The following is a 2997-nucleotide window of genomic DNA, read 5'->3' as shown; positions in this document are numbered from 1 at the left end:
CCACCCCCCCCGGAGGCACTGCATGACCACCCCGCTCGTCGGCATCGTCATGGGCTCGGACTCGGACTTGCCCGTCATGGAGGCCGCCGCCGAGGCGCTCGCCGAGTTCGACGTCCCCGTGGAGGTCGACGTCGTCTCCGCCCACCGCCAGCCGGACAAGATGGTCGCCTACGGCCGGGACGCCGCCGGGCGCGGGCTGCGGGTGATCGTCGCGGGTGCGGGGGGCGCGGCCCACCTGCCCGGCATGCTCGCGGCCGTGACGCCCCTGCCGGTGATCGGCGTGCCGGTGCCGCTGTCCCGGCTCGACGGCTTGGACTCGCTGCTGTCGATCGTGCAGATGCCGGCGGGCGTGCCGGTGGCGACGGTGTCGATCGGCGGCGCCCGGAACGCCGGGCTGCTCGCGGCGCGCATCCTCGGGGTGGGCACGGACGACACCGCCCGCCGGGTCGCGGCGGCGATGCTGGCGTTCCAGGACGACCTGCGCGCCCAGGCGGACGCCAAGGGGGAGCGGCTGCGCTCCCTGCACGGCGACGGCCGCCGCCCCGCGGTCGGCTTCGGCGGCTGACGCCCCGCCCCGCCCCGCCGAGTCTCCACCTCTCGCCTGAGGTGGCCAGGCCGCGGACAGGCGCGCGACGGAGACTCGGCGGGCCCACTCCTCCTGAGGATCGCGAGGGCGTCCCGAGCACGGCGTGAAGGTCTCGTCGAGAGGCGCCGGGGGCGGGCCCGCTCGACGGGCGGAGCGCCGGTCCGACACCTACCGTCGAGACGGTGACGACCACCGCGCCGCCCCGCACCGCCCGACCCGACGCCGCCCCGGCGCCGGGCCGCACACCCGCCACGGCCGCCCGCGCGCCGCGCCTCGCCGCGCTCGACGCCCTGCGGTTCCTCGCCGCCCTCGGGGTGCTCGCGTACCACTTCACCGCCCGGCAGACCGACGCCTGGGGGCGTGACCTGGCCGAGGTCGCCCCGGCGGTCGCCGGCTGGGCGACGTACACCTCGCTCGGCCCCGAGCTGTTCTTCGTGATCAGCGGGTTCGTCATCCTCATGACGGCGTGGGGGCGCTCGGTGCCCGACATCGTCGGGTCGCGGGTGGCCCGGCTGTACCCGGCCTACTGGACCGGCGTGCTGCTGACCGGCGCGCTGCTGCTGTTCGTGTGGCAGGGCAAGGAGATCACCGGCGGGCAGGTGCTGGTCAACCTCACGCTGCTCCAGGCGCTGGTCGACGTCGGCCACGTGGACGGCGTCTACTGGACGCTCTGGGTCGAGCTGCGGTTCTACCTGCTGATCGCGCTGTTCGCCGCGGTCGGGATCACCCGGCAGCGGGTGCTCTGGTTCGCGGCGCTGTGGCCGGCCGCGGCGATGCTCGCGCGGGCCCTGGGCTGGTCGGACGCGGTGACCTGGCTGGTGGCGCCGTACGCCCCGCTGTTCGCGGCGGGCATGGCGCTGTACGTGATCCACCGCACCGGGCACGCGGTCGTGCCGTGGCTGCTGGTCGTGGCGAACACCGCGGTCGCCACGGCCGCCCTCGTCCCGGCCCGGATGCACTCGCTCGGCGCGAACTCCGTGGTCGAGCCGCGCGCCGTGCTGCTCGCGGTCGCGCTGCCGGCCTGCGTCGCCCTGGTCGCGCTGGTGTCGCTCACCCCGCTGGCGCGGTGGCGCTGGGCCGGCCTGACGGCGGCCGGGGCGCTGACCTACCCGCTGTACCTCACGCACGAGTACTGGGGCCTGTGGGTGATCCACCTGCTGCACGACCGGCTGCCGGTGTGGGCCGTGCTGGTCGCCGCGACCGCGTTCTCGCTGCTGCTGGCGTGGCTGGTGCACCGGTTGGTCGAGAAGCCGTTCGGCCCGCGGCTGCGCCGCGCCACCACCGCGGGGTGCGAGCGGGTGCGCGCCACGCTCGTCGGGCTCGCGGGCCTGGCGCGCGCCGGGTTCCGGCCCGGTCAGGAGCCGGGGACGCCGCCCACCACGCCCGGTTCCAGGGAGCCGTCCCGGATCGCCGCGAAGAAGCTCGGCGTCTGGTCCGGGTCGAGCAGCACGGTCGAGCCGGCGCCGCCGGGGCGGTAGTCCAGGCTCTTGATCGGCGGGGTCCCGGTGATGCCGCCGGGCCCGGTGGCGGCGCGGAACGCCAGCGCCAGCCGGCCCAGGTCGACGATGCCGGTCCCGTCGCTCGCCGTGAGGGCACCGGTGCCGGAGTCGATGAGCGACACCTGCCTGCCCGGCTGGAGCAGCAGCGCCGGGTTCTCGGCCTTCGCGGCGACCGCGCTGATGAGCGCGCGCTGGCGCAGCCCGCGGCCGATGTCGCCGGACGGGTCGGAGTAGCGCATGCGCGAGTAGGCCAGCGCCTGCACCCCGTCGACCGTCTTGCACCCGGGCGCGTCCCAGACCAGTCCGGAGTTCGCGTCGTTCAGGGGGAACGCGATGCCGGTGCTGCCGTCGAGGCAGAGCTCGACGCCGCCGAGCGCGTCCACGATCTCCTCGACGCCGCCGAACCCGATCTCGACGTAGTGGTCGACCGTGAGGCCCGTCAGGCCCTCGACCGTCTGCACCAGGAGCGGGGCGCCGCCCCAGGAGAACGCGGCGTTGAGCTTGTTCGCGTCGTGGCCCGGGATGTCGACGTAGGTGTCGCGCGGGAGCGAGATGAGCGCGGCCGGCCCGGACTCCGGCACCTGGAGCAGCAGGATCGTGTCGGTGCGGGCCCCGACGGTCTCGCTGTCCTCGATCGCGCCGTCCTCGCGGGAGTCCGACCCCGCGAGGAGGTAGGTGGTGCCGGGGGTGTCCGCGGCCCCCGACAGCGCGGCGACGTGCTGGACCTTGCCGTTCGCCCACAGGACCAGGCCGACCGGCCACGCCAGGAGCAGGACGAGCGCGACGACCACGACGGCGGCGACGACCCGGCCGCGGCGGCGCCGGCGCCGGGGCGCGGCGGCGGGCGCGGAGGTGCCGTCCGGGCCCGTGGGACCCGGCGGTCCGCCGGGGCGGGTGGGCCCGGCGGGCCGG

Annotated in this window: 2 protein-coding genes and 1 pseudogene; 2 read left to right on the top strand and 1 reads right to left on the bottom strand. The window is 76.4% G+C overall.

Annotation, left to right across the window (positions count from 1 at the left end):
- Window positions 1-22: 22 nt before the first annotated feature.
- Together purE and MHY85_RS20705 are read left to right on the top strand one after the other, a co-directional pair.
- Window positions 23-565 (top strand): 5-(carboxyamino)imidazole ribonucleotide mutase, encoded by a 543-nt coding sequence (gene purE / locus MHY85_RS20710; RefSeq protein WP_239200298.1) that lies wholly within the window; start codon window positions 23-25, stop codon window positions 563-565.
- 203 nt (window positions 566-768) lie between these two features.
- A pseudogene (locus tag MHY85_RS20705) lies at window positions 769-1809 on the top strand (acyltransferase family protein); the annotation flags it as partial.
- A gap of 131 nt (window positions 1810-1940) precedes the next feature.
- Here the strand turns inward: MHY85_RS20705 and MHY85_RS20700 are convergent.
- Window positions 1941-2997, bottom strand: a 1057-nt coding sequence (locus tag MHY85_RS20700) for an LCP family protein (protein WP_239200296.1), incomplete at its 5' end; no start/stop codon positions are given.

The organism is Cellulomonas sp. ACRRI (assembly GCF_022346185.1).
GTDB lineage: Bacteria > Actinomycetota > Actinomycetes > Actinomycetales > Cellulomonadaceae > Cellulomonas.
The sequence above is the reverse complement of the archived record's forward strand: the minus strand, read 5'-3'. Positions and strand labels throughout refer to the sequence as shown.